Annotated in this window: 24 protein-coding genes; 9 read left to right on the top strand and 15 right to left on the bottom strand. The window is 63.3% G+C overall.

Annotation, left to right across the window (positions count from 1 at the left end; genetic code table 11):
* Positions 1 to 94: 94 nt before the first annotated feature.
* From NKH67_RS23650 to NKH67_RS23675, 6 genes are all read right to left on the bottom strand, one after another.
* The gene (locus tag NKH67_RS23650; protein WP_352469421.1) at positions 95 to 2,383 is read right to left on the bottom strand and encodes a PAS domain-containing hybrid sensor histidine kinase/response regulator; all 2,289 of its coding nucleotides are present in this window, start codon (positions 2,381 to 2,383) and stop codon (positions 95 to 97) included.
* Positions 2,384 to 2,471: 88 nt separating this feature from the next.
* Complete coding sequence (gene acuI / locus NKH67_RS23655; protein WP_352469422.1) at positions 2,472 to 3,461, bottom strand: acrylyl-CoA reductase (NADPH); 990 nt, start codon at positions 3,459 to 3,461, stop codon at positions 2,472 to 2,474.
* A gap of 51 nt (positions 3,462 to 3,512) precedes the next feature.
* Positions 3,513 to 3,989, bottom strand: coding sequence for a signal peptidase II (lspA, locus tag NKH67_RS23660; protein ID WP_352454178.1), 477 nt, complete (start codon positions 3,987 to 3,989; stop codon positions 3,513 to 3,515).
* Positions 3,990 to 4,015: 26 nt separating this feature from the next.
* On the bottom strand, positions 4,016 to 4,879 hold the full coding sequence (locus NKH67_RS23665; protein WP_352469423.1) for a TrmH family RNA methyltransferase: 864 nt from the start codon (positions 4,877 to 4,879) through the stop codon (positions 4,016 to 4,018).
* On the bottom strand, positions 4,880 to 5,833 hold the full coding sequence (locus tag NKH67_RS23670) for an RsmD family RNA methyltransferase (RefSeq protein ID WP_502893797.1): 954 nt from the start codon (positions 5,831 to 5,833) through the stop codon (positions 4,880 to 4,882).
* A gap of 196 nt (positions 5,834 to 6,029) precedes the next feature.
* On the bottom strand, positions 6,030 to 6,515 hold the full coding sequence (locus tag NKH67_RS23675) for a DUF1772 domain-containing protein (protein ID WP_352469425.1): 486 nt from the start codon (positions 6,513 to 6,515) through the stop codon (positions 6,030 to 6,032).
* 106 nt (positions 6,516 to 6,621) lie between these two features.
* Here NKH67_RS23675 and NKH67_RS23680 point away from each other — a divergent pair, with 106 nt between their 5' ends.
* On the top strand, positions 6,622 to 7,305 hold the full coding sequence (locus tag NKH67_RS23680; protein WP_352468341.1) for a helix-turn-helix transcriptional regulator: 684 nt from the start codon (positions 6,622 to 6,624) through the stop codon (positions 7,303 to 7,305).
* Between the two features lie 86 nt (positions 7,306 to 7,391).
* Complete coding sequence (locus NKH67_RS23685) at positions 7,392 to 7,760, top strand: VOC family protein (protein ID WP_352469426.1); 369 nt, start codon at positions 7,392 to 7,394, stop codon at positions 7,758 to 7,760.
* Between the two features lie 136 nt (positions 7,761 to 7,896).
* On the opposite strand, the gene lhpI is transcribed toward NKH67_RS23685, so the two are convergent.
* The 4 genes from lhpI to sppA form a co-directional block, all read right to left on the bottom strand.
* Positions 7,897 to 8,865 (bottom strand): bifunctional Delta(1)-pyrroline-2-carboxylate/Delta(1)-piperideine-2-carboxylate reductase, encoded by a 969-nt coding sequence (gene lhpI, locus NKH67_RS23690; protein WP_352502646.1) that lies wholly within the window; start codon positions 8,863 to 8,865, stop codon positions 7,897 to 7,899.
* Between the two features lie 33 nt (positions 8,866 to 8,898).
* On the bottom strand, positions 8,899 to 9,231 hold the full coding sequence (locus NKH67_RS23695; RefSeq protein WP_352613047.1) for a LapA family protein: 333 nt from the start codon (positions 9,229 to 9,231) through the stop codon (positions 8,899 to 8,901).
* 47 nt (positions 9,232 to 9,278) lie between these two features.
* Complete coding sequence (locus NKH67_RS23700) at positions 9,279 to 9,563, bottom strand: integration host factor subunit beta (RefSeq protein WP_023675261.1); 285 nt, start codon at positions 9,561 to 9,563, stop codon at positions 9,279 to 9,281.
* Positions 9,564 to 9,644: 81 nt separating this feature from the next.
* Entirely contained in the window at positions 9,645 to 10,601 is a 957-nt protein-coding gene (gene sppA / locus NKH67_RS23705) for a signal peptide peptidase SppA (protein ID WP_352502648.1), read from the bottom strand.
* 306 nt (positions 10,602 to 10,907) lie between these two features.
* Between sppA and lptC the strand changes: the two genes are divergently transcribed.
* From lptC to ptsN, 6 genes are all read left to right on the top strand, one after another.
* Positions 10,908 to 11,621, top strand: coding sequence for an LPS export ABC transporter periplasmic protein LptC (lptC, locus tag NKH67_RS23710; RefSeq protein WP_352502649.1), 714 nt, complete (start codon positions 10,908 to 10,910; stop codon positions 11,619 to 11,621).
* Entirely contained in the window at positions 11,608 to 12,216 is a 609-nt protein-coding gene (locus tag NKH67_RS23715; RefSeq protein ID WP_292664963.1) for an LptA/OstA family protein, read from the top strand. The genes lptC and NKH67_RS23715 overlap by 14 nt, the downstream gene beginning before the upstream one ends.
* Positions 12,216 to 13,034 carry an LPS export ABC transporter ATP-binding protein gene (lptB, locus tag NKH67_RS23720; protein ID WP_292664962.1) on the top strand — a complete coding sequence of 273 codons (819 nt, stop codon included), beginning with the start codon at positions 12,216 to 12,218 and terminating at the stop codon, positions 13,032 to 13,034. Before NKH67_RS23715 ends, lptB begins: the two co-directional genes overlap by 1 nt.
* Before the next feature lie 197 nt (positions 13,035 to 13,231).
* Positions 13,232 to 14,758: an RNA polymerase factor sigma-54 gene (gene rpoN / locus NKH67_RS23725; RefSeq protein WP_353031886.1), complete on the top strand. Its 1,527-nt coding sequence runs from the start codon at positions 13,232 to 13,234 to the stop codon at positions 14,756 to 14,758.
* A 291-nt stretch (positions 14,759 to 15,049) separates the two neighbouring features.
* The gene (gene hpf / locus NKH67_RS23730; RefSeq protein ID WP_023675267.1) at positions 15,050 to 15,634 is read left to right on the top strand and encodes a ribosome hibernation-promoting factor, HPF/YfiA family; all 585 of its coding nucleotides are present in this window, start codon (positions 15,050 to 15,052) and stop codon (positions 15,632 to 15,634) included.
* A 59-nt stretch (positions 15,635 to 15,693) separates the two neighbouring features.
* A complete protein-coding gene (gene ptsN, locus NKH67_RS23735; protein ID WP_023675268.1) occupies positions 15,694 to 16,158 on the top strand; it encodes a PTS IIA-like nitrogen regulatory protein PtsN in 465 nt (154 codons plus the stop codon).
* Between the two features lie 92 nt (positions 16,159 to 16,250).
* On the opposite strand, the gene NKH67_RS23740 is transcribed toward ptsN, so the two are convergent.
* Together NKH67_RS23740 and NKH67_RS23745 are read right to left on the bottom strand one after the other, a co-directional pair.
* On the bottom strand, positions 16,251 to 16,508 hold the full coding sequence (locus NKH67_RS23740) for a BQ00720 family protein (RefSeq protein ID WP_023675269.1): 258 nt from the start codon (positions 16,506 to 16,508) through the stop codon (positions 16,251 to 16,253).
* 63 nt (positions 16,509 to 16,571) lie between these two features.
* Complete coding sequence (locus tag NKH67_RS23745; RefSeq protein WP_023675270.1) at positions 16,572 to 16,997, bottom strand: Hsp20 family protein; 426 nt, start codon at positions 16,995 to 16,997, stop codon at positions 16,572 to 16,574.
* A gap of 144 nt (positions 16,998 to 17,141) precedes the next feature.
* Here NKH67_RS23745 and NKH67_RS23750 point away from each other — a divergent pair, with 144 nt between their 5' ends.
* Positions 17,142 to 18,083 (top strand): nucleoside hydrolase, encoded by a 942-nt coding sequence (locus tag NKH67_RS23750; protein ID WP_352469434.1) that lies wholly within the window; start codon positions 17,142 to 17,144, stop codon positions 18,081 to 18,083.
* Between the two features lie 491 nt (positions 18,084 to 18,574).
* On the opposite strand, the gene NKH67_RS23755 is transcribed toward NKH67_RS23750, so the two are convergent.
* From NKH67_RS23755 to NKH67_RS23765, 3 genes are all read right to left on the bottom strand, one after another.
* On the bottom strand, positions 18,575 to 18,943 hold the full coding sequence (locus NKH67_RS23755) for a hypothetical protein (RefSeq protein WP_352502651.1): 369 nt from the start codon (positions 18,941 to 18,943) through the stop codon (positions 18,575 to 18,577).
* A gap of 52 nt (positions 18,944 to 18,995) precedes the next feature.
* Entirely contained in the window at positions 18,996 to 19,610 is a 615-nt protein-coding gene (locus tag NKH67_RS23760) for a LysE family translocator (RefSeq protein ID WP_292663261.1), read from the bottom strand.
* Between the two features lie 103 nt (positions 19,611 to 19,713).
* Entirely contained in the window at positions 19,714 to 21,174 is a 1,461-nt protein-coding gene (locus NKH67_RS23765) for an amidase (protein ID WP_352502652.1), read from the bottom strand.

Raw genomic sequence — 21,174 nt, forward strand, 5'->3', positions numbered from 1 at the left:
GTGTAGGTGCAACAGGATTGTGACAGTACCGTGATACGGCTCTGCGGGCAATACTTCGTCGACTGGGCAATCTATCAACCGTCTATGTTGTGCCTCAGGCGGCCGCTTGCCCTTCGACCGCATGAACCAGGGCATCGGGGTCGAGCGGCTTGGTGACGAAGCCGCTGGCACCGTGAGCGAGCACGGCGTGGCGGGTCTTTTCCTGGCTGTCGGCCGACAGCACCATGATCGGCACCGGCGGCACCGCGGTCTCCTCCTCATGGCGGCGGATGGCGGCGATGGCGTCCAGGCCGTCCATGACAGGCATATGCAAGTCCATCAGCACCACGTCGTAACGGTGCTTGTGGCCGGTGCTGATGACCGCCTCGACGGCGGCCTTGCCGTTGCCGACCACTTTCACGCGATGCCCGGCCTTCAGCAGCGTGGCGCGGGCCAGCATGGCGTTGATGTCGTTGTCCTCGGCGATCAGCACCGACAGGCCCTGCTGGCGGGCGCCAATGGCGTGCCCCGCCTGCGCGCCGCGCCTTTGCAGTTGCGGCTCGGCGACGACCGGCGCGTGGCTGGTCAAAAGCACGCGCAGCAATGTCTCGCCGCGCACCGGCCTCGCAAGGAAGGTGGCGTAACCATTGGCACGGAACTCGCCAAGCATGCCACGGTCGGTCGGTGCAATCAGCGTCACTGCCTCGCAATCGGCAAATCCGCTCTGGCGCAGGCGCCTGAGCAGCCTGCCGTCGCTTTGCTCCATGGCAGCATCGATCAGCAGCACGTCGCAGCTCTCGGCGAAAGGGGTGGCCTGGGCGGCGGCGGTGGCCAGATCGACCGTGCCGCCATTGGCGCGAATGGTGCGGGCGAGGGCTTCGGCCTCGACCAGGTTCTTCGACACGATCACGGCATGCCGGCCCGACAGCGCGTCCTGGCGGATCTGCGGCGCCTCGACGGCGGAAATAGCGGGAATCTCGAAGACGAATTCGGACCCCTGGCCAAGCCGGCTCGACACAGAGATAGTGCCGCCCATGGCGGTCACCAGGCGCTTGGAAATGGCGAGACCGAGGCCGGCACCGCCATGCGCACGGGTCGAGGTGCCGTCAGCCTGTTCGAAGTCCTCGAATATGCGCTCCATGTCCTGCTCGCGCAGACCGGGGCCGGTGTCGGTGATGGTGAAGCGGATGCGGTCGGTGGTTTCGGTGCGGACGCGGGCGATGCTTGCCAGGACGCCGCCGCTGTCGGTGAACTTGACGGCGTTGCCGATGAGATTGAGCAGCACCTGCCTGACCCTGCCGGGGTCGGCGGTGATCAGCTGCGGCACGTCGGGTTCGACATGACAGCCGAGGCCGATATCCTTGGCAAAAGCCCGCGCCGCCAAAAGCTCGATGACATTGTCGGCGATCTCGCGCACCGACATCGGCTGCGGTTCGGGATCGAAGCGGCCGGCCTCGATCTTGGAGTAGTCGAGCAGGTCCTCGATCAGCGCCAGCAGCGCGCTGGCCGAGGTCGAGATGGCGCCGACATAGGTCCGCTGCTCGGGCGAAAGGCTGGTGTCGGCGAGAAGCCGGGCCATGCCCATGATGCCGTTCATCGGCGTGCGGATCTCGTGGCTGACGGTGGCGAGGAAGCGCGATTTGGCCTGGCTCGCATATTCGGCCCGCTCGCGGGCGGTGATCAGCGAGGATTCGGCGCGCTTGCGAGCGGTGATGTCGCGGGCGATGGCGCGATGCGAAACGGCGCCGCTGTCCTTGTCGCGCACCGACAGCTCGATCCAAGAGAACCAGCGTGGGCCGTCCGGCGTGCGAATGGCGACGTCGGTGGAACTCAGGCATTCATGGTCGGAAAACGCGGCGTCGGGGACGATGCCGACATCGATGCCTAGTTCGGCCAGAGTCTTGCCGGCAAGGTCGCGCTGGTCGGTTTCGACAAGGTCGGCGAAAACCTTGTTGGCGTAGACAATGTGGCCGTCGCGGTCACGATGGACGACGAGATCGCCGAGTGCATCGATCAGCCCGCGAAAGCGCTCCTCGCTCTCCTGCATCTCCCACATGCGGTCGGCCAGCGTCTCTATTTCGGCGCGGCTGCGGGCGGTCGTGGCATCGAGCAGGGCCACCGCGCGGCGCTCGGTGCGCCTGTTGCGCAGATGCATGGCGAGCCCGGCGATGGCTGTCGCCAAAAGGCCGATAGTGATGAAGATCGGCGCCCCGGTCAGATGCGAAAAGCCTGCCAGCACGACAATGGCGACGAGCGTCAGGAAGGGCAGGCCTTCGCGGTTGGAGGCCGGCAGTTCCGGCGCCAGCGGTGGCGCGGCGACAAGCTGCCGTCCTGGCGCCGCGGGGGCCGTCCCGTCGGCCCGTTCGGCTGGTTCCGCCTCTCTGATGCCGGGTTCCGCAATCATACGGAAATCCTGTCAGACAGAGCTTATCGAAGGTTGTGGTTGATCGCTCGAATTTTACCGGTCGCGCTCTTTTTTTTCCCTTGGGGGCTCACATATCCACCACCACGCGGCCGCGGATCTTACCCTCGACGATGTCATGCGCGGCGCCGATGATGCCGTCGAAGCCGATGCTCGTCGAAAGGCTGGCAAGCTTTGCGTGGTCGAGATCGGCGCCGATACGGCGCCAGGCCTCGAGGCGGACCGCCTTCGGCGCCATCACCGAATCGATGCCGAGCAGCGAGACGCCGCGCAGGATGAAGGGCGCGACGCTTGCCGGCAGGTCCATGCCGCCGGCGAGGCCGCAAGCGGCAACGGCGCCGCCATAGGAGGTCATCGATAGAACGTTGGCCAGCGTGTGGCTGCCGACCGCATCGACGCCGCCGGCCCAGCGTTCCTTGGCGAGTGGTTTTGCGGGCTGGGCAAGCTCGTCGCGTGAAATCACTTCCGCGGCGCCGAGGTCGATCAGATAGGGGCTTTCGGCAGCACGGCCGGTCGAGGCGATGACGTGATAGCCGAGGCTGGACAGGATCGAGACCGCGACCGAGCCGACGCCACCGGCAGCGCCGGTCACCGCCACCGGGCCGCGATCGGGCACGATGCCGTGGCGCTCCAGCGCGATGACGCAAAGCATGGCGGTGTAGCCGGCGGTGCCGACCGCCATCGCATCATGCGGGCTCATGCCGTCCGGCAACGGCACCAGCCAGTCGCCCTTGACGCGGGCGCGCCCTGCAAAGGCGCCGAAATGCGTCTCGCCGACGCCCCAGCCGTTCAATATGACCTTGTCACCCTTGCGCCAGTCAGGATTGGAAGACGAGATGACGGTGCCGGCGAAATCGATGCCCGGCACCAGCGGCCAGCGGCGGATCACCGGCGCCTTGCCGGTAATTGCAAGACCGTCCTTGTAGTTCACCGTCGTCGCCTCGACCGCGACGGTGACGTCGCCCTCCATCAGGTCTGCCTCGGTAAGCTCGGTCACCGCGACCGACTGATTTTTCTCGGCGTCACGCGAAACGAGGATGGCTTTGAAGGTTTCGGGCATTTTTTCTCCTCGGGCTTGCAGATCAGAATGTGTGGCGCCAGGCGAGTGAGGTCAATCGCTCGACGCTCCGCGCCGCCAGCCAATGAGTTCGTCGAAGACGACCAGCACCGCACCAACCGAAATGAAGGCGTCGGCGAGGTTGAAGATCGCGAAGGACCAGACCGGCGTATGGAACAGGACATAGTCGATGACATGACCGTAGATTGCGCGATCAATCAGGTTGCCGAGCGCGCCGCCGACGATCAGTGCGAAGCCGATGCGGGCAAGCAGGTGGCCGGGCGGCGTGCGGGCCGCAAGATAGAGCACGAAAGCGACCACCAGGACCGCGACGACCACCAGGCCGGTGTCGCCGAAGGACGAAAACAGCGAGAACGCGATGCCGGTGTTGTAGGTGCGGTACAGCGCCAGGAACGGAAGCAGGTCGAGCCGTTCCTGAAAGGCAAGACCGGTTTCGACTAGGTATTTCACCCACTGGTCGAGCGCTATCGCGGCGACGACCAGAAGAGCATACGGCCTCCAGGACTTCATGGTTTGCAGTTTCACGGTTTGAGATGTCACGATCTGGCGTCCTCCGGGCCGAGCTTCAGCGCGCCGCGCCGGATCTCGAACAGCATGACGCCGGTGGCCACTGCAAGGTTGAGCGAATCGGCGCGGCCGGCCTGCGGTATCCGCAGCAGTTTGTCGCAGCTTGCGGCAAGCTCGTCAGGCAGGCCTTGCTGCTCGTTACCCATCATCAAAAGCACCGGGCCCTTTGAAAAATCGACCGAGCGGTAGTCGACCGCACCCTTCAGATGGGTGCCGGCGACGAGGCCGGGGAAGCTCGTTCGCCAGGCGAGAAAAGCTTCGGGCGACGCCTTGGCGACCGGCACGGCGAAAATCGAGCCCATGGTGGCGCGCACCGTTTCGACCGAAAAGGGATCGGTGGTCTCGCCGACCAAGATGACGCCCCTGGCCCCGACAGCGTCGACCGTGCGGATGACGGTGCCGAGATTGCCGGGGTCGCGGACGCGGTCGAGCGCCACCCAGACGTCGCCGTCACGGGCGCGGATGTCCTTCAACGGCAGGTATTTCTGCGAGAACACGCCGACGACCATTTGCGGATTGTCGCGGCGGGTGATGGCGACCAGCACTTTTTCCGAAACTTCAAGGACGGTGCCGCCGGCGGCGACCGTGCGCGCCGCGACCTTTTCAACCGCCGTATTGCCACGTCCGGCCTTGGCGAAGACCAGTGTCCTGATCGACCAGCCGAGATCGAGCGCGTCGATGACCAGCTTCAGGCCTTCGGCCATGAAGGCATTCTGCTGGTCACGGAATTTCTTCAGCGCGAGCGCCTTGATGTCCTTGACCAGCGGGTTGGCGAGGCTGGTGACTTCCTTCACCTGCCCTGGCGCGCCCGCGTGCCGTTCGTAGGCACTCATTCAGGCCACCCAGCGTGAGAACAGCGAGGTCGAAAGCGCCCGACCGGCAGATTTCTCGCGGATGATCAATTCACCCGACTCGACCGTGCCGCCCATGCCGGCGAAGGTGTCGCGCATCAGGGCATGGATGGCGAAAAAAGAGGCGCGGATCGAATAGGCGGTCAGTACCACGGCGAGCGGCTTCGGCGTCAGGATCGCGCGGCAGATATCGGTCAGCGCCGGCAGGTCCTCGAACAGCTGCCAGACCTCGCCCTTCGGTCCGCGGCCATAGGCGGGCGGGTCGAACAGGATGATGTCGTAGCGGCTGCCGCGGCGCTCCTCGCGCTCGGCGAATTTCACGGCATCGTCGACGATCCAGCGGATCGGCTTTTGCGACAAGCCCGCCATTTCCTGGTTTTCGCGCGCCCAGCCGATCGCCTTCTTGGAAGCATCGACGTGGGTGACCTCGGCGCCGGCACGCGCCGCCACCAAGGAGGCAAGGCCGGTGTAACCGAACAGGTTCAACACCTTCACCGGCCGTTTTGCCGACGCGATCAGTCCGGCCATGTGGTCCCAGTGCGAGGCCTGCTCGGGAAAGACGCCGACATGGCGAAACGAAGTGAAGCGGCCGAGATAATCTATGCCGTCATGCTTCATCGGCCAGGTCTCGCCGAGCGGCGTCTTGGGGAAGCGCCAGCGGCCGATGCCTTCCTCGTCGGTATCGCCGGTGAAAATGGCGTCGGCGCGCTCCCAGTCCCTGGCCGGCAAAGCCTTTTGCCAGATCGCCTGGCCCTCCGGCCGTACGATGCGGTAGGGGCCGTATTGCTCGAGTTTTTCTCCGGCGCCGCTGTCGAGCAGCGCGTAGTCCTGATTGGGGCCGACCTCGAGGATCAGCGGCAGATGTTCGGCAGGCAGCGCGCCATCGCGGCGGGATAGAGGGCGCGGCGCGGCTTTCGGCTCGGACCGGTCCTGCAGTTTAGGCTCCGAACCGGCGGTCAGGCCGGTGTCGCGCCGCCGCGGCTGCTCCGCCCCGCCCTTCGCGGGCGGGCGGCTGTCGCGGCGTTTGTCGCGAAAAGGTTTCAAGAAGGCGCATCTCCGGAAGGCGGCTCGCCGCTTCTGCCACAGCACATTGACCGGCGCAACAAAAGGGCTGCCGACGTGTGCAACCGGATCAGCCGCGCCTGATCGACAGCAGGCCGACTGCGAGCGTTATGAAACCAACGGCCTTGAAGCCGGTGACGACCATATGGCCGGTTTCCCAGCTGCTCCGGATACTTTCGAAATTGTCCGGGATCGGTCCAGGCACCCAGGTGGCCAGGACATCGTTTGCCGGTTTGACCAGGGTAAACCACGCCACGAGGGCCATCAGATAAAGCACGGTGGCGGCCAAAATCCACCAGAATGCCGGGCGGTCGCTGCGCAGCATCCAGGCGAGAAGCCCCGGACAGGCGATCGCGGCCACGTCCAGCGGTGCGCCGACAATCGCGAAGAATTGGAACTGAGCGTTGAAGACAGTGGTTTCACGCCAGAGCGAAGGCGGCCATCTGGTCAGCCGCGGCACCGATTCCAGCACATGGGCGAAGGATGGTCCGAGGCTGAGCGCAGCGACGATGGCGGTCAAAACCGACCAGAACAACAGGAACCCGCGTATATCCATAATGGCCAGACAACGGCGTCAGGGCGCAGACGTTCCCGTCCGCTACCATGTCGCTTGCCGCCGAAAGTGCTGGGGCTCTATTGTGATTGAAACCAGGTCATGATTCATGTCCCGTGCTGAACGCCTGCTCGACCTGATCCAGATTCTGCGCCGGCATCGCCGGCCGGTCAGCGGCCGTAGCCTTGCGGGCGAAATGGGTGTGTCGATCCGCACGCTCTATCGCGATATCGCCACGCTGCAGGGGCAGGGCGCGCCGATCGAGGGTGAGGCGGGGTTGGGTTACGTGCTCAGGCCCGGTTTCATGCTGCCGCCCTTGATGTTCACCGATGAGGAGATCGAGGCGATCGTGCTCGGTTCGCGCTGGGTGGCCAAGCAGCCGGACTGGCGGCTTGCGAACGCCGCCACCGACGCGCTGGCCAAGATCGCGGCGGTGCTGCCGGACGATTTGCGCGAAGAGCTCGACGCCTCGACGCTGCTGGTCGGGTCGCGCACCGAGGTCACCGAAGGCATCGATCTCGGCGTGGTGCGGCAGGCCATCCGCGAGGAGCGTAAGCTGAGCTTTGTCTATCGCGACGCCGGCGGCGCTGCCTCCGAGCGCACCGTCTGGCCGTTCGCACTCGGCTTCTTCGACAAGGTGCGCGTCGTCGCGGCCTGGTGCGAGATGCGCCAGGATTTCAGGCACTTTCGCGCCGACCGGATATCCGGCCTCAATGCCACCGAGATGCGCTATCCGCGCCGCCGTCAGGTGCTGCTCAAAGAATGGCGGGCGACGCTCGACACGCCAAGCTAAGGCTGCTGCTCAGTTGAGACTGCTGCCAGAATCTGGCAGTGGCGTACGGTATGCTCCTCCAGTCGAAACGATCTGGAGAGCAATTCATGACACCGCCCAATTTCGTCATCCTCTATGTCGACAAGCCTGAGCAAAGCGGCGCCTTCTATAGCGCGCTGCTTGGGCGGCAGCCGGTCGAGACCTCGCCGACCTTCGTGCTGTTCGTGCTCGACAACGGCTTCAAGCTCGGCCTCTGGTCGCGTCACACCGTGGAACCGGCCGCCGCGGCAGCAGGCGGTGGCGCCGAGATCGTCTTTGCGCTGGACACGCCGGAGGCGGTCGATGCCACCTACACCGATTGGGCCGGACGGGGTCTGAAAATCCTGCAGAGCCCGACCGACATGGATTTCGGCCGGACCTTCGTCGCGCTCGATCCCGACAATCATCGGCTGCGGGTTTATTGGCAAAGGGAGTAAGGCAGTAGGGCAGTAGGGCAGTAGGGGAGTACGTGACAGGAAATATAGCTGGCGCGGCGCCGCACGATCAGTGCGGTTTCCTACTGCCCTACTGCCCTACTGCCCTACTGCCCTACTGCCCTACTGCCCTACTGCCCTACTGCCCTACGCTTGCGCGATACACGCCAATGCCGGCGGCGAGGTCCTCGAGGGCTGCGCCGACCGACTTGAACAGCGTGATCTCGTCGTCGTTCTGCCGGCCTTTTTTCTGGCCGCGCGTGAGTTCATAAAGGTCGGCGACGATGGCTTCCGGCTTCAACACGCCGGAGGCCAGCGGCTGGACGATGTCACCGGCTTCCTTGGTGGCGCCGGCGCGGGTGTCGACATAGACGCGGGCCCGCGCAACCGTGTCGTCGTCGCTTTCGCGCATCGCCGGAGTGAAGCCGCCGACGAGGTCGACATGCGTTCCGGGTCGCAACAAGGCGCCCTTGACCAGCGGTTCGGTGGTGATGGTCGCCGAGGAAATGATGTCGGCCTGGCCGAGTTCGGCGTCGAGATCGCCTGCGGCTTCGGCCGCAAAACCTTCCGCACGCAATCTTGCAGCGACCTTTTCGGCATTGGCCGGCGTGCGGTTCCAGATGCGGATGCTGGTGATCGGCCGCACAGCCGAATGCGCCTTCGCCAGGAACGGCGACAGCGCGCCGGCGCCTACCACGAGCAGCCGCGAGGCGTCCTCGCGGGCCAGGTAGGAGGCGGCCAGCGCCGAGGCGCAGGCCGTGCGCCACTGCGTCAGCCGCTGGCCGTCGATCATGGCCTGCGGCTCGCCGGTGGTGCCGTCGAGCAAGAGGTAAAGGCCCATCACCGCGGGTTTGCCGACAGCGTTGTTGTCGGGCGACACGGTGACGATCTTGATGCCGATGTGACCGCCGGCGGAGGTGCCAGCCGTGTTGAAGTCGGTCCAGGCCGGCATCAAAAGCAGCGTTGAAGCGGCGCCGTCGGGCCGCTCTATCGTATGATGGTGCCTCACCGGCTGTACGGCGCCATCGCGAAAGGCGGCGCGGAGCGTCTCGATCAGGCCGGGAAAGGTCAGCGCGCTGTCGACCTCGGCGGCCGAAATGGTCAGCATGAAAGGCTCCGCGAAAGATATGTCAAAGACGCTTCAGTTTGTCGGCTTCGGCAAAGCCGGGCCCCGAGGCGCGGCAGGCGCGCGGCTTACCGCCTGGCGCAGATTCTCGGCCTCGGCACCGCGCTGGCGCGCCAGCTTGCGATAGCGCCCCTGCTTGATCCAGGTCGCCAGGCTGCCGACGATCATGCCGATGGCAAGGGCAAGGAACAGGAATATGAACAGCGGCAAGGTCAGCGTCAGCGCCGGGTTGCCCGGATTGAACGGGTCGAGCGTGAAGGCGACCGGTTCGCGGTTGGCAACGGCCAGCGCGATCAGGATGATGGCCAGCGGCACGAAGACCACGATGAGGATTAAGCGATTGAACATGTTTTTCCGTAGGGACTGCTATCGGAGCGGGACGGCGGGCGCGGCGCCTACTTGCCTCCGTTCAGCCTTTCACGCAATTCCTTGCCGGTCTTGAAGAACGGTACCCATTTCTCCTCGACCTCTACGGATTCGCCGGTGCGCGGGTTGCGGCCGGTGCGGGCAGGGCGATTTTTCACCGAAAACGCGCCGAAGCCGCGCAACTCGACCCGGTTGCCCTCGGCAAGCGCGTCGGTGATTTCATCGAAGATGGCGCTGACAATGTTTTCGACGTCGCGCAGGAAAAGATGCGGATTACGCGTGGCGATGATCTGCACAAGTTCGGATTTGATCATGAAAAGGCTCCCCGTAAAAGCAGTGCCGCCGAAATTATCAGAATGATTTTATTTGGTTTTTCACTCGTCCCAAGCGGTTCCTCAAGGGTGCCAGACGGAAACGAGACCGTCAAGAAACAAGCGGTCCGCTCCAATTTCGTGAAGGACGTCGCCGTCATGGCCGGCCAGGCCAAGCGCAGCACCGACGGTCTGCGCCATCGCTTTGGAGAACAGGAAACCGCCGCGTTTTTCCGTGTCCTTCCATTCCACCACCTTGAGCTTGGCATCGACACCCTTGCCTGCAAGCCAGTCGATTGCTTCGGCCTCGCCGCCGACCGCGTCGATCAATCTGTTGGTGACCGCCTGCCGGCCGGTGAAGATCGACCCGTCTGCGAGCGCCAGCACCTCCGGCTTGGTCATGTTGCGGCGCTCGGCGACGATGCCGACGAACCAGTCGTAGCTGTCGAGGATGAGCTTGCGGACCATGGCGCGCTCATCGTCATTGGTCGGCTTGAAGGGAGAAGGCGATGCCTTCAAGGGCGAGGATTTCACCTCCTCCAGCTTGACGCCGAGCTTGTCCATGAGGCCGCTGACATCCGGGTACTGGATCAGCACGCCGATCGAGCCGACGATCGAGGATTTGCGTGCGACAATATGGTCGGCCGCGGTGGCGATCATATAGCCCGCCGAAGCCGCGAGCGTGCCGACCTCGGCCACCACCGGCTTTTCGGCGGCAAGCTTGCGCACTGCCTCATAGATCGATTCGCCACCGACGGTGGTGCCGCCGGGTGAATCGATCGACAGGATCACAGCCTTGACGCGCGGCGACTGACGGATTGCCTCCAGCCGCTTGATCAGTTCTTCGTCTTCGGTGATGGTACCTTCGATCTTGACCTTGGCGATGTGGTCGACAGCCGCGCCGGTGAAGTCGTCACCATAGATCCATGCCGAGAAGGCGATCAGTCCGGCTGCTGCGACGATAATCGCCGCAACACGCCAGAATGTCAGCTTGCGGCGCAAGCGGCGGCGGTCGATCAGGTCGTCGGCTCTCAATACCATGGTCAGCCTCGTAGTCGGTGGGAGCAGATGCTTTTAAAGCAACCATTCGCGCCCGGCTACCGTTTCCTGACGGCCTTGCGCCAAAGGCCGTTAGGCATTCGCGGCAAGCCTCAACCTGTCACGTTCCACAGGCTCTAACACTGTGCGCCCATATCTGGTATGAGGTACAGGCTGCGCTGGGGCCATTTTCATTGTACAGGGGCGGCTGTCACATTTTTGCGGTTTTCCTCGGCTTGTGCTTGCTTGAGGGCGCCGGCACCCCACCTATAGGGCGGCCTGGCGGGCAGGGGTTTAGAAGAAGCAGTCATGTTAGCGGGACCAATCGAACCGACCAACACCGAGACGGAGTTGGCTCCCAAGGCCGCAGGCCGGGCGCGGGTCGACGCGTTTGACGTTGCGCAGCGTCATTCGCGCCGGGTCCGTGTCCTCAAGCTGGCCGTGCCGCTGGTCGCTGCCGTGATTGCGGTCGCGTTTCCCGTCTATTCCTATCTCATGGCTCCCGCTGCAATCGAGGTGCAGGCCGACGGCGGCGCCTTTGCCGATGGCAAGCTGGTGATGGCCAACCCCAAGCTCAACGGCTTCACCAAACAGAACCTGCCCTATTCGATGACAGCCCTGCGCGCCATACAGGATGTCAGCAAACAAGGCATCATCGATCTGGAGGGCATCAAGGCCAAGCTGCCGATTGCGACCGACAACACGGCCGCCATCGATGCCACGCACGGCACCTATGATCGCGACGGCAACACGCTCAGCCTGACCAGCGATGTGACCGTGTCGACCACGGATGGTGTGGTGGCAAAATTCAAATCAGTCTATCTCGACATGGGCGAAGGCACTATGAAGACAAGCGAGCCCGTCGATGTCAGCCGCGGCGGGTCGCGGATCAGGGCGGATTCGATGTCGGTCCAGGACAATGGCAAGGTCCTGGTTTTCGAGAACAAGGTGCGCGTCGACATCGATCCCGCCAGTTTGAAGGCGGCAGAGGCAAAGAGCGGAGAGACCAATGCGGTTCAGTAGTTCGGCACGGCGCCTCGCCGCGATTTCGGCGTTGACGCTCGGGTTGCCCTTGGGGCTGACCTTCGGGACGGCGCCGTCGCTGGCGCAATCCAGTGCCACCAGCCAAATGTCCGGCCTCAGGCTGTCGGGCGACAAGCCTATCCAGATCGAAAGCGACAAGCTCGAGGTGCGCCAGGCGGAAAGCGTCGCCGTCTTCACCGGCAACGTCAACGTCGTCCAGGGTCCAACCGTGCTCAAGGCCGGCAAAATGACGGTCTATTACGTCAGGGATGCAGGCGCCGCTAAAGGCGCCCAGCCCGCGGGTGCCGCGGCGATGACCGGATCCGCCAACATCGACCATCTCGAGGTCGACGATAAGGTCTACATCAAATCGGACAATCAGGTTGCCACCGGCGACCGCGGCACCTTCGACATGAAGACCGAAGTGCTGGTGCTTTCGGGCAGCAAGGTCGTGCTCTCGCAAGGCGATAACGTGCTTGTCGGCTGCAAGCTTACCGTGCAGATGAAGAGCGGCCTTGCCCAGGTCGACGCTTGCGGCGGCCGCGTCATGATGTCGATCACGCCGCCGGCGAAGTCTGGAGCAGCGAAACCCTGATGACCGGTATATCGTCGCTGCTGGCGCGTCTTCCAGGGCGCGCCGCCAGCAAACTTGCGGCACCGGCCAGGGTCACCGTCGAAGCGGCAAAGTTCAAGGGAACCTTGATCGCCAAGGGCCTGACCAAAAGCTACAAGGGCCGCAAAGTCGTCAGCGGCGTGACGCTGGGCGTGCGCGCCGGCGAGGCGGTTGGGCTGCTCGGCCCCAACGGCGCCGGCAAGACGACCTGTTTCTACATGGTAACCGGCCTGGTGCCGGTCGATGAAGGCACGATCGAAATCGACGGTTTCGACGTCACGTCGATGCCGATGTATCGCCGCGCCCGTCTCGGCATCGGCTATCTGCCGCAGGAAGCGTCGATTTTTCGCGGCCTGAATGTCGAGCAAAACATCCGGGCCGTGCTCGAGGTCGTCGAAAAGAGCCGCAAGGAGCGTGAGCGCCTGCTCGACGAATTGCTCGAGGAATTTCACATCAGCCATCTGCGCAAGGCTCCGTCGCTGTCGCTCTCCGGCGGTGAGCGGCGACGCCTCGAAATTGCCCGCGCCTTGGCAACCCGCCCCGCCTACATGCTGCTCGACGAACCTTTCGCCGGCATCGATCCGATCGCCGTCGCCGACATCCAGCAACTCGTGCGCCACTTGACGGCACGTGGCATCGGCGTTCTGATCACCGACCACAATGTCCGCGAGACACTTGGCCTGATCGACCGCGCCTACATCATCCATGCCGGCCAGGTGCTGACCCATGGTCGAGCCGACGAAGTGGTCGCAAATGCCGATGTGCGGCGGCTTTATCTCGGCGAGGGATTTACGCTCTAAGTGCGAAATTCCGGCTCGAGCGGGATTTCCGGCGTAGTCCAGCAGCTTTTTCTTCAATTTTCTGCCTGAAAACGTGCCGGCAGGCGAGTTTTGCCGCTCCTCGCCTTGACAAGCAAAAGCCGGGCCAGTTTCTATGCTGGCCTGGAAAATTCCTTCCAGCAGTGCGGGTGCGTAGACGGAGCGTTTGAAACCGAACCATGGCGTTGGCGGCAAAACTACAGCTACGACAGTCGCAGTCGCTGGTGATGACGCCGCAGCTGATGCAGTCGATCCGCCTGCTGCAGTTCACCCATCTCGAGTTGGAACGCTTCATCGACGACGAGATCGAACGCAATCCCCTGCTGGAACGCGCCGAACCGCAGGAGGACGCCGCCAGCGACCAGGCGCAGAAGGGCGACGCCGCATCGGAACCGGCTGCCGACGGCGACTGGTTCGAGGCGGAAACGGCATGGAGCGCCGAGGCGATCTCGGAAAAGCTCGATACGTCGCTGGAAAACCTGTTTCCTGACGATCCTGGTACGAGCGAGCGGCTCGGGCCCGACCTGACGGCACAATGGAAATCGGCGTCCGGCAACGGTTCCACCTCTTCCTCCGACGGCTTCGACGTCGCGGATATGGCGGCGGCGGCCATTACGCTGCGCGACCATGTCGGCGAGCAGGTGGCGCTCGCCTTTGCCGATCCGGCGGCGCGCCTGATCGCAGGCGAGCTTGCCGACGGCCTCGACGAGGCCGGCTACATGCGTGCCGACATGGCCGAGATCGCCGCCCGCCTCGGCGCGGACGCCACGGCGGTGGCAACGGTCCTGGCGGTCTGCCAGACATTCGAGCCCGCCGGCATATTCGCCCGCGACCTCGCCGAATGCCTGTTGCTGCAGCTGGCCGTGCGCGACCGGCTCGATCCGGCGATGAAGGCGCTGATCGCCAATCTCGAACTTCTGGCACGGCGCGATTTCCAGACGCTGAAGCGGATTTGCGGCGTCGACGAGGAGGATCTGCTCGACATGCTGGCCGAGATCCGGGCGCTCGACCCGCGGCCGGGAATGGCGTTTTCGCGCGGTGCCAGCGATGCGATCGTGGCCGACGTCGAGGTGCGTGCAGCCAATGACGGCAGCTGGACGGTCGAGCTCAATGCCGAGACGCTGCCGCGCGTGCTGGTCGATCACATCTATTTCGCCCAGGTCACGCCACATGCGAAAAACCAGGCGGAAAAGGATTTCCTCGCCGAATGCCTGCAGAACGCCAACTGGCTCACGCGCAGCCTCGACCAGCGGGCGAAGACCATTCTCAAGGTGGCCTCCGAGATCGTGCGCCAGCAGGACGCTTTTCTCGTCCACGGCGTGCGGCACCTGAAGCCGCTCAACCTGCGCACGGTGGCGGACGCCATCGGCATGCACGAATCAACGATCAGCCGCGTCACGGCAAACAAATACATGCTGACGCCGCGCGGTGTGTTCGAGCTGCGCTATTTCTTCACCGCCTCGATCGCTTCGTCAGGTGGCGGCGATGCGCATTCGTCGGAAGCGGTGCGCGACCGCATAAAGCAGCTGATCGACGAGGAGAAAGCCATCGATGTGCTTTCCGACGATGCCATCGTGGACATGCTGCGGGAATGCGGCGTCGACATCGCCAGGCGCACGGTGGCCAAATACCGGGAAGGCATGAACATACCCTCTTCGGTGCAGCGGCGGCGCGAAAAACGCGCTTTGGCCAGCGCCGGCCGTTGATCTCCGGCGGAATTTCCACAGCTTTCGCCCTTCATTGACAAGCGGCGACGAAGTGGCTAGAAGCCCGCCCGCGTGGGACGGGCTGGCGAGTGAATTTGAGTTCGCCGATGCCCGCACGAGAGATGGTCCGTCACGATGTAGGCCACGGGACGGCCAAGAAGGCGGCTTGTGATCAACCGGAAAGTTCGGATCTAAAATCGGCGCAAGTGACGCCGCAAAAGCTTGTGCGCGCGGACCACGAGTATAAACTCGGGACAGTTTGAAGCCTGAGCAAGGAAGGTCAGTTTTCAGATGACACTGCGCATATCGGGAAAACACATGGATATCGGCGATGCGTTCCGTACGCGCATCAACGACCGTGTCGGGGAAGTGATCGGGAAATATTTCGATCGGGGCTTTTCAGGGCAAATCGTAGTCGTCAAATCGGGGTCGCGCTACACGGCCGATTGCATGATCCGGCTGGACTCCGGTGCTTCGCTGCAGGCGACCGGCGATGCCCAGGATCCAACGCTTGCCTTCGATACCGCGGCGGACCGTCTGGAAACACGCCTCAGGCGCTACAAGCGCCGGCTGAAGTCGCACAATTCAGGCAATAGCAACGGCGAGCTCACCGACGTCGCCTATACGGTGATGGCGCCGCTTGCCGACGACGAGGAGGACATACCGGAGAATTTCGCGCCGGCCATCGTCGCCGAATCGACCATGACGCTGCGGACCATGTCGGTGGCGTCAGCGGTGATCGAACTCGATACCAAGGACAGCCCGGTCCTGGTCTTCCGCAATGCCGGAAACGACCATCTCAACATCGTCTATCGCCGGCCGGACGGGAATATTGGCTGGATCGACCCGTCCACGGCCAAGGTCGCGCAGGGGTAAAAACCAGCCGCACGCGAGCGTGGGGACTGGCGACGGCAGGCGAACAAGGGATTTCAAGCATGGATCTGAGCGATCTCGTCAGCGTTCCGGCAATCATGCCGGCGTTGAAGGCGAACTCCAAAAAGCAGCTGCTGCAATTGCTGTCCGAAAGGGCGGCGGCGATTTCCGGCATTCCGGAGCGAGAGGTGTTCGACACCATCCTGCAGCGCGAGCGGCTCGGCTCCACCGGCGTCGGCAACGGCATCGCCATTCCGCACGGCAAGCTGGCCGGGGTGAAGCGGATCGCCGGCGTTTTTGCCCGGCTGGAGACACCGGTGGACTTCGAGGCCCTCGATGATCAGCCGGTCGACCTGGTGTTTCTGCTTTTGGCTCCCGAAGGCGCCGGCGCCGACCACCTCAAGGCGCTGTCGCGCATTGCGCGGGTGCTGCGCGACGCCGACACGGTTGCCAAGATCAGGGGCACGCGCGACGCCGTAGCCATCCACGCGCTGCTGTCGGACACACAGGCCTCGCACGCCGCCTGAGGTTTTGATTAAATCCGTTGAAGGGCCGCCGTGAGCGGCCCTGTCCGTTTCCAACCAGATCGCTGCGCCGTATTTGTCAGTGGATAACGACGTTAGTGGATAGCGACCGGGGTCAGATCGTTTTCCAGCGCGCCAGCCAGTGCCCGGTCGCGAGCGTCCGAAAGCAGGATCGGCTGGCCATTGGCGGCAAACAGGGCCCACAGTTCCAGCCCGGGCGCGATTTCGCCGAGGCCCGGGAAACGGCCGCGCAGATCGTCGCTCGACACTTTCCTGAGATAGGCGACAGAACCTTCGCCGAGATGGGCGAATTCGCCGCTGGTCATGATGATATTTTCGTTAGTTCTGGTCATTTCAAGCCTCCTTGCCGCGAGATGCCGCTCAAGGCCATCCCGCATGAGAGCTATCGGCAAAAATCAGTCTTTCACCGATATGTTTATTTTTCGTACCAGCCGTTCGGATTCCGGCCGATCGAGATCGATCGACAGAAGGCCGTTCTTCAATTCCGCCGCAATCACCCGCATGCCGTCGGCCAGCACGAAACAGCGCTGAAACTGGCGCGCGGCGATGCCGCGGTGGAGGAATTCGCGCTCGGTGTCGTCGTTCTGACGGCCGCGCACGACCAACTGGTTCTCCTCCGTTGTGACATCGAGATCGCTTTCCGCGAAACCGGCGACGGCGAGCGTGATACGCAGCCTTTCGGTTTTGCCGTCGGCACCGCTGAGGCGCTCGATGTTGTAGGGAGGATAGCTGTCACCGGACTTTGCCAACCGCTCCAGCGTCTTTTCCATGGAATCGAAACCGAGGAGAAGCGGGCTGGAAAAAGGCGTCATTCGGCTCATGTTACAGTGTCCTCTCAAGAGCGACATAAAGTGGAAAAACCCGGATGGCATTTTTCCCGATGGTCTTGATATGGTCCGCCGCCCGGCAGACTTCAAGCCGTCACACGTCCCGCCCAAAAAGACTTGCCAAAACAAGGAATTGAAATGCCCCAATCCCGCAGGATCATCATCGACACTGACCCCGGCCAGGACGATGCCGTCGCCATATTGCTGGCGCTGGGCAGCGCCGAGCTGGAGATCGTCGGCATCACCGCGGTGGCCGGCAACGTGCCGCTGAAACTTACCGAAAAAAACGCCCGCAAGATCTGCGAGCTGGCCGGCCGGCCGGACGTCAAGGTCTATGCAGGCGCCATCCGGCCGCTGGCGCGCGAACTCGTCACCGCCGAGGAAGTGCATGGCAAGACCGGCCTCAACGGGCCGCAACTGCCCGAACCAAAGATGAAACTGCAGGACGAGTATGCGGTTGATTTCATCGTTGAGACGCTGATGAACGAGGAGAGCGGCACGATCACGCTGTGCGCGCTCGGGCCGCTCACCAACGTTGCGCTGGCGCTGATCCGCGAACCGAAAATCGCGCCGCGCATCAAGGAAATCGTGCTGATGGGCGGCGGCTTCTTCGAGGGCGGCAACGTCACGCCGACCGCCGAGTTCAACATCTATGTCGATCCGCATGCTGCCGATGTCGTGTTCAAATCCGGCATTCCGATCGTGATGATGCCGCTCGACGTCACCCACAAGGCGCTGACCACCGCCAAGCGTACGAAGGCCTTCCGCAAGCTCGGCACCAGGGTCGGCACGGCCACCGCGGACATGCTGGAATTCTTCGAACGTTTCGACGAGGAGAAATACGGTACCGACGGCGGCCCGCTGCACGATCCTTGCGTGATCGCGTATCTGCTGAAGCCGAAGCTGTTCAAGGGGCGCAACTGCAATGTCAGCGTGGAAACCGCCTCGGAGCTCACCATGGGCATGACGGTGATCGACTGGTGGGGGGTGACCAAGCGGCCGAAGAACGCCATGGTGATGCGCGACATCGACCATGATGCGTTTTTCGCGCTGTTGCTGGAACGGCTGGGGCGGCTTTAGGGCTGCTCAGTAGTTGGAGCAGGCGGTAGGTGGTGGTACCGTCCTGGCGTTGTTGTTCTTCGATCGAGACTTCCGATCCAATCATGTGGGGTGTTTCCACCTCACCATCGACAAATATCCGAGCGTTGCCCTCATAGGGGCAGACTTCATATCTATAATAAAGTCCATGTCCGACGGAACCCCTCGGATTTAGAGGCATCGTCGCAACATCTTCGACGGTGCCTCCTACGAGTTGTGTGCCAGTGATCGGACTGTTCTGCCTGGTTACAATCGGCACAGCGATCGCGAGAGCGAGCGCACACAAGATTGCGGTGCCAACAACTCTGTCGCGAAACTCTTCCCGAAGCAAAAGAATGCGGGTTCTAAGAGAAAGATTTGCCGGCCCCATACCTTAGAGTTGAGTAGCATAGGGGCTTTGTTCAAGAGCGATTCCCCGAAAAAGCCATGTCACTCGCGTCACCTTTGAAAACAGCTTATCGATCGATCGTCGTTCAATTTGCAAACCGGTAAAAGACGAAGCCATTGTCGCGCGTGACGCGCTCGATGCCTACGCGCGAGCCGATCAGATGCGGGAGGTCGTCGTAAACGAGGACCATCGAACCGTTCTCAAGGACCAGCAGATATTGGATATTGCGCCCTTTACCCTGTCCACTTTTGATCGTCGCATCGACCGGGTCGACCGATCGGATCGGACTTGCGTCATTCGCCCATTTGTTCAGAGCCGACGGAACCATCGCCGCGAACAAAGCGATGAACAGGATCACGCCAAACGCGTTCCTTTTCAAATCCGCGTAACTCCACGGCATAGACATGAATCCCCAACTGTTGATCCATGTGGTGGCCTGAAGGCCGACTTTCAATCGGCTTTCCTATTCCAGGATGTTGCTGTTGGCGTCGCCGGGCTCGCGGCCGTTACTTCGCCTTGGAAAAGGCCAGCCACAGGCCGCCGCCGACCAGGAAGCTGCCGCTGATCCTCGACAAGAGCTTGACGCGGCCGGCCGACAGCAGGCGTCCGGCGCGGCCGGCGGCCAGCGCGTAGGTCGAATCCGAGACTGCGGCGAAGATCATCGCGGTGAGACCCATGACGCCGATCTGTAGTGCGTAATTACCTTCGGGAGCGATGAACTGCGGAAAGAAGGCGCCGAAGAACACCAGCGTCTTTGGATTGCTGATCGCCACCAGCAGGCCCTGCAGGAAGAAGCCGCCACGTGGCCTTTTTGCCGTTCCGTCGGCGTTCAGCTTGCCTTTCGAGCGGAACATCTGCACGCCCATCCAGATCAGGTAGGCGGCGCCGATCAGCCGGACCCACTCGAACCAGTGGCCCATGCCCGCGATCAGCGAAGTCAATCCGATGCCGACGATGGCGATCATGATGGCTAGCCCGGCCTGGGTGCCGGCGACATTGGCGAGCCCTGCGCGCGAGCCGTGGCGGATGCTGTTGGCAATGATCAGCGTCACCGTCGGCCCCGGCACCAGGATGATGACGATGCAGGCGACGACATAGGTGGCGTAGAGTTCCAACGACATTTTTTCCCTCCACAGATGCCGCTCGTGCGGCGCGCTGTCGCGATCAATGCATGGCGATGAGTTGCGTGCAAGCCGGCGAGGCGCCGACAATGCGGAGTTGATTTCAGCAGGCGCCGGCCAGCCATGGCAGCGTTGTCTCATAGGCGGCAGCCGCCCTCAGCACGGAGAGGTCACCGCGCGGCCGCCCGATCAATTGCATGCCCATTGGCCTGCCCCTGGCGTCGAAGCCCGCCGGCACATTGATCGCCGGGCAGCCGCCCAGCGTGGCGAACGCTGAAACCTGCATCCAGCGATGATAGCTGTCCATGGCACGCCCGGCCACTTGCCTTGGCCAGTGGGTGACGACATCGAAGGGAAAGACCTGTGCGGCTGGCAGCGCAATCAGGTCGAAACGCTCGAAGAGCGATAGCAGCATTCGGTGCCAGGACGAGCGCCTCACCGTGGCGGCGTGGATCTGCGGCGCGGTGAGGCGCAGTGCATGTTCCACCTCCCACACGGCCTCCGGCTTCAGCAGGCTGCGTTTCGAGGGATCGTCGTAATGCGCCTTGAGCGCACAACCGCTGCTCGCCTGGCGAAGCGTTACAAAGGCTTGCCACAGCGCTTCGAAGTCGAATTTCGGCATCAGCGGCTCGGCCTCGAAGGATACATCCGCGAACCGGCCGAGTGCTGCCTCGCAAAGCTGTAGAATGCCTGCTTCAACCGGCAGATGGCCTTCGAGATCGCCGAGCCAGGCGATGCGCCCGCCGGCCGCCGGTGCGTCCAGCCCTTCGAGGAACGAGCCTGGCTTATCATGCGACAGCGGCGCGCGAGGATGATAGCCGGCCTGAACGTCGAGCAGCAACGCCATGTCACGCACGTTACGCCCCATCGGCCCTTCGACGCCCATTTGCGCAAGAAACACATCAAGGTCTGGGCCGGCCGGCACCAATCCCTGCGATGGACGGAAGCCATAGACATTGTTGTAGGCAGCGGGATTGCGCAGGGAACCGCCAAAATCGCTGCCATCGGCAACGGGAACCATGTCGAGCGCCAGCGCGACCGCCGCACCGCCGCTCGAGCCGCCGGCGGTCAGCGCCGGGTCAAATGCGTTGAGCGTCTGTCCGAACACGGTGTTGTAGGTGTTGGAGCCGAGCCCGAATTCGGGAACATTGGTCTTGCCGATGATGATCGCGCCGGCCTTGCGGACGCGCTCGACGAAGAAGTCGTCTTCCTCAGGCACAAAATCGGCGAAGATCGGCGAGCCGAAGGCGGTTCTCAGGCCTTTTGTCAGCGCAAGATCCTTGATCGCGATCGGCAGGCCGAACAGCGATCCGGTATCTCCACCTCGCGCCAGATGAGCGTCAGCGCTGTCGGCCTCGCGCAGGATGTCGGCACGCTCACGCAATGAAACGATAGCGTTGACCAGCGGGTTCACCGCCTCGATCCTGTCGAGGAATGCCGCGACCACTTCGCGCACCGAAAGCTGCCGGCGCCTGATCTTCCCGGCAAGCGCCACGGCAGACAGGCGGCAGATGTCGCCGGCGGGCGGCACCGCGTGCTTCGTCGTCGGGCGCATGGCTGTCAT

It is taken from the genome of Mesorhizobium sp. M0968 (assembly GCF_040319065.1).
GTDB lineage: Bacteria > Pseudomonadota > Alphaproteobacteria > Rhizobiales > Rhizobiaceae > Mesorhizobium.